The 5327-nt window shown below is 43.1% G+C and carries 4 protein-coding genes and 1 pseudogene; all 5 read right to left on the reverse strand.

The window, feature by feature from the left end; translation table 11 throughout:
• A pseudogene (locus ACT3QQ_RS13575) lies at nucleotides 1-334 on the reverse strand (3-dehydroshikimate dehydratase); the annotation flags it as partial.
• A 159-nt stretch (nucleotides 335-493) separates the two neighbouring features.
• Entirely contained in the window at nucleotides 494-2101 is a 1608-nt protein-coding gene (gene mdlC / locus ACT3QQ_RS13580; RefSeq protein ID WP_444522508.1) for a benzoylformate decarboxylase, read from the reverse strand.
• A gap of 130 nt (nucleotides 2102-2231) precedes the next feature.
• Nucleotides 2232-3275 carry a TRAP transporter substrate-binding protein gene (locus ACT3QQ_RS13585; protein WP_444522596.1) on the reverse strand — a complete coding sequence of 348 codons (1044 nt, stop codon included), beginning with the start codon at nucleotides 3273-3275 and terminating at the stop codon, nucleotides 2232-2234.
• 163 nt (nucleotides 3276-3438) lie between these two features.
• Nucleotides 3439-4893: an aldehyde dehydrogenase family protein gene (locus ACT3QQ_RS13590; RefSeq protein ID WP_444522507.1), complete on the reverse strand. Its 1455-nt coding sequence runs from the start codon at nucleotides 4891-4893 to the stop codon at nucleotides 3439-3441.
• A 158-nt stretch (nucleotides 4894-5051) separates the two neighbouring features.
• Nucleotides 5052-5327 (reverse strand): TRAP transporter large permease subunit (locus ACT3QQ_RS13595; RefSeq protein ID WP_444527726.1); only part of this gene is annotated, 276 nt, incomplete at its 5' end.

A 5327-nucleotide genomic window follows, 5' to 3' on the forward strand; every position in this document is an offset into this window, starting at 1 on the left:
CCGGACACGCTTTCGCGCCTTCGCCCTTGATATATTGCGAACCATCAATTGCAATATACTCTCCTGTTTTAGCCCACTCCGTTCCAACAATTTTCACTGAGGATGTTATTGGTGGCAATGGTTTACTAGCTTTAATTATATAAGGTGCTCTACCAACAGCTTGGATTAAGATCTCATTTCCTTGTGTGTTGTTAGTATTAGACTGTTCAATTGCCCAGCGTAGTGTTCCTTGTGAATTATCATCAGCATAATTATTAACTATATATGTATCAGCGTGCACAAGACTGCTACAACTTAAAGCAATCATACCTAATACTGGAATAACATTCTTCATTTCTATTTCCTTATCAATGAATTATTACTTCTTAATGGCTTTAAGTTTATCCACCTAACTCAAGTAATCCAAAAAAATTTTCACACTCATATTTATATAGGTATAAGTCTAAAATTATACTTTTTTATTAAATGGAACTCACAACATTACAAATAGCCGCTAAATATTGCCAGTATCCGCATCAACAATAATTTCTAACAGATAACAGCCCGATGCATTGACCGCTTTATGGATTGCTTCGGGCAGATTTTCATGCTCTTTGATACGGGCACCTTCACACCCCATACTATTGGCCAATTGCACAAAATCGATATTGGGCAAATCAAGCCCTGGTACAGCCTGACTCCTCATAATTTTGCCAAAAGAATGCATGGCACCATACCCAAAATTGTTTAGCACAATAAATGTCACCGGCAAATTCAACTGCGCGGCCGTCCAAACAGCTTGAATGGAATACATAGAAGAACCATCACCAATTAAACATACAACCCGTTTATTGGTGGATAATGCGACTCCTACTGATGCTGGTAGTGCATAGCCAAGACCGCCACTGGACATCGTAAAAAAGCCTTGCGCTTGTGTAATGGGCAAAAAACGTTGAATAACAGAGCGATGAGAAGGCGCTTCTTCGACGACGATAGATTCAGATGGTCGTGCATGCGACAGCAGATCAATGGCATATTCCACTGGAATAGGGGTCGCTCCAGTTACCTTGGGCGCAGCAGGACGCAGTGGCATGACAAATTTGTCACTCTGAAAGTCAGATAAAGGAAGGATTTTATCCAACATGGCACTAATACTGTGATTGATTGAACCGAATAAAGTGGTGGTTGCAGAGGCAAATGCCGCATACTTTGGGTCGTCGGTAATTTGATATATTTTGACTGCTGAATCAAATATCGTCACATCTCCTGCAATGTGTAGCGTAAACACAGGGGCGCCAATCACTAGAACTACATCATACCCAGACAATTTTTCTGACAGCTGCTCAGGAAGCGCAGGCAAAAACCCTGCAAACTGAGGATGATCTTCTGGAAAACTGGCTCGACTCGAATACGGTGCTGCCCAAACGTGTGCTTGTAGCCGCTCAACCAGTTTAACAGCATTATCAAATGCGCCCTGCCTATCGACATCTGCACCAACAACTATAGCTAAATTTTGACTGTTTTTGAGTACCTCCAAGAGCTGATTAATAGCTTCGGGCGTTGGTATTGTACCCTCAATCACTTTTGAGTAGTGAGGCATACAGGTCGTTTTATCCCAATCATCAGAAGGTATCGATACAAAGGTTGGACCACGTGGATGCTGCATCGCAATATGGTACGCTTGAGCGATTGCCAATGGCACATCCTCAGGACGCGCAGGCTCGATGCTCCATTTAACATACGGTTTTGGAAAGTCGGCAGCGTGATCTGCGCCAAGATAAGGTGCAAATGGTAAAATGCTACGAGATTGCTGGCCTGCCGTTATGACCAAAGGTGTGTGATTTCGATATGCTGTGAATATATTTCCCAAGGCATGGCCAACCCCTACTGCTGAGTGCAGATTTATAAAGGCAGCATTACCAGATGCTTGAGCATAGCCATCCGCCATCGCCACAACAGATGATTCTTGTAAAGCCAATATATATTCAAAATCTTCAGGAAAGTTATTCAAGAAATTAAGCTCAGTAGAGCCGGGATTACCAAATACTGTCGTCATATTAAGTTCACGCATCAAACGAAACGTCACTTGTTGTACAGTATCTGTATGCTGGATAGAAGACATAAAAGACATCCTTGTCACTAATTGCTTATTGCTTATTGCTAAGCGTTGATTGTCAAAATTGTTAATACTAAGGCCTGTTGAATATTTGACTGCTTTACAGACCTTACTATCGGAGCAAGTGACCTAGCTATTAAGACTGACATGCGGCACTGGCTTTTATAGTTTTTTGATAAGCTGTTTGAGCGTCCAAACCCTGCTTGGTAAGATCTGTTAAATATTTTTGTGTGCCTGCTTCTAAAGGCTTTTTCCATTCAGGATTTTCTAGTGGATTGGGGATATCTATGATTGAGTCACCCTTAGCTTTGGCTTCAGCCATATGTCTTGCGTCATCTTCATCGAACACCTTGCCCGCTATTTTGGCCATCGCCGCACCCGAATTATTATCGATAATTTTTTTAAGATCATCTGGCAAGCTTTCATATTTATCTTTATTCATGGTCACAACAATCGGTGAGCTATAAAATGGGATATTCGTATGAGTGTTGGTTATCTCTGTCAACTTAAAGGAACCCATAGCATCCCAAGGTAAGCTTATGCCGTCCAATACACCGCGCTGCAAAGAGGTATAAATATCGGTCACTGGCAATCCCACTGGCGTGCCACCTGCTGCGTCAATGATATTGCCCGTTATTGCTGAAGGACCTCGAATACGCATTCCGGCTAAGTCATCTGGTGTACGAATCGGCTTGTCTACCGTGTGAAAACCGCCAGGGCCGGTTCCCATCATGAACAACACATGAGTGTCTTCGTACTCACTTGCAATCACACCATCGTCATATAGATTATGGAGCATACAGTTTAGTTGTGTTGCCGAGTTTGAAAGCCCTGGTAGCTCAGTAATTTGAGTCAATGGAAAGCGGCCATTGGTATAGCCTTGGAGCGTAGACCCAATATCGACCACACCACTGGCAACTGCATCATAGGTTGCGTTTGGTTTACTGAGTGTTGCAGAAGGGAATATCTCGATCTGAATCCTACCTTGTGAGTCTTCCTCTACTTTTTTTGCCCAGTATTCAAATATTTCTGTATTTGTGGTCGAGGTGGCTGGCCAAAAATGTGAGAAACGCAGAGTGGTGACTTCTTGAGCACTTTGAGTGGTGCTGTCATCTGATGAACAAGCCGTCATACCCACTAGAGCCGACAATACTAAGCTGATTGAAAAGGTTTTACTCATCATGAATTCCTTTTTTTGATGGGAGACAATTATTGTGATAGATAAATGGACATAGCTTCCAATCTATGCCGCTCTCATACGCCTGAGTAATTGGTAATAAGAACCTTAATACCTAAATTCTTAAATTCAAAATTACTTATTCATAGTCAATTATTAAAAACCACTAAACAGGATATGGACGCTGTTCAGTTTGTACTGATACCCATTGATAAGTCGTGAACTCATCGAAGGTAATGTGACGACCGAAGCGACCCACCCCTGATGCTTTTTCACCACCAAAGGCAACGCGCGGCTCATCATTGACACTTTGATCATTAATGTGAACCATGCCTGTATGCCATCCTGCCGCAAACCTTTGTGCTCGGGAGATATCTGCAGAATGCACAGCACCGCTCAATCCAGCATTGGTGTCGTTTGCTAAGCGTAAGGCATCAGCATCACCTTTGTGTGAAATCAACGTAACTACAGGACCAAACATTTCTGTACGTGCAGAATAAACGTCGTTACTGCCCTTTAGGACGTATGGATAAACGAGCGCACCGTCACGCTTACCTTCAAGAATTATCTCAGCACCTTCTTGCACTGCTTGTTGTACAGCCTGCTCCACCCGCACAGCTTCGCGCTCATCAATCAAAGGCCCCACTAACACATCAGGTCTTGATGGGTCACCAACGTTCAGTCCTTTTGTATATTCGACAAACTTTTCGGCAAACGTATCAAAGATAGACTCATGAACAATGACACGGTTAACTGACATACAAATCTGACCACTGTGTAAGAAACGACCAAAGACTGCAGAACGTGCCGCATAATCAATATCGGCATCGTCAAGCACTACAAAAGCATTGTTGCCACCCAGCTCTAAAATAGAACGCTTAATTTTGCGCCCCGTCATCTCTCCTATGAGCTGACCAACCTCAGTCGAGCCAGTGAATGAAATGACACGCGGAATAGGATGTGTATATAACGAATCACCAATCTCAGAGGTTTTGGGTACAACCACTGTCAACACACCTGAGGGAAAACCTGCCTCCTCAAAGATTTTGGCGAGTAAAATACCGCCAGTAATAGGAGTTGTGGACGCAGGTTTTAATAACACAGTATTACCACTCGCTAATGCGGTGACGACCGAGCGCATGGCTAAAAACATTGGGAAGTTGAAAGGACCAATTACCGTCACCACACCGACTGGCTTACGAATGATGTGATTTCTTTTATTAGGAACGGCTGAGCGCGCAACCGTAGTTTCTAATAAAAACGGGTACTCGGCAGCCACTTTAATAACCCCAATGCAGGCATCAACCTCGATATTGGCTTTCATCACGGTAGAACCAGACTCACGCACTAGCAAGTCAACCAACTCGTCTCGACGGTTACTCATTACTTTTGCTGCTTGCTCAACAATCTGGCTCACAGCATAAGGATTAGTCTGACACCAGTCTTGTTGTACTTGCTCTAGTGCCTCATAAGACTTGTTAATATCATCTAGGCTGGCAGCTTTAAACGTGGCGATATCTTCACCAGTGAACGGATTACTTGTTACGATTTTATGACTCGATGTACCATCACGCCATTCGCCTGCTATGTAATTATGATTTAAATTTGTGTAGTTAGACATATCATTTCCTTGTTAAAAACTATCTAAGGGGTACTACTATTTTCTTACGAAACTTCTTCTGCATGATGTTACGTACATCAATACGCAACATCATGAATAGTGCGGTGCACTTTAACGATAAGCCTTGTGATAAGTGTGTTGTTGACTGTCTGATAGACCTACCCCAACAGCACAAGTGATATAGCAGGGAACATCACTAGGACAACCAAACGAATCACATCAGAGACAATGAATGGAGCCACCCCGCGGAACATATCGCTCAGCTTAATGTGCGGCGCCATCGCCTTAATCACAAAAATATTCATACCCATCGGCGGCGTGATCAAACCAAGCTCTACCGTCAATACCGCAATAATGCCAAACCATACTGGATCGAACCCTAACGCTAGAATGATTGGATATACCACAGGAATCGTGATTACTAGCATTGCTAG

This window comes from Psychrobacter sp. AOP7-A1-24 (genome assembly GCF_052376235.1).
GTDB lineage: Bacteria > Pseudomonadota > Gammaproteobacteria > Pseudomonadales > Moraxellaceae > Psychrobacter.

Excerpts from the sequence above, each read along its gene's own strand:
- mdlC (WP_444522508.1), bottom strand. The coding sequence starts at position 2,101 with ATGTCTTCTATCCAGCATACAGATACTGTACAACAAGTGACGTTTCGT.
- ACT3QQ_RS13585 (WP_444522596.1), bottom strand. The coding sequence starts at position 3,275 with ATGAGTAAAACCTTTTCAATCAGCTTAGTATTGTCGGCTCTAGTGGGT.
- ACT3QQ_RS13590 (WP_444522507.1), bottom strand. The coding sequence starts at position 4,893 with ATGTCTAACTACACAAATTTAAATCATAATTACATAGCAGGCGAATGG.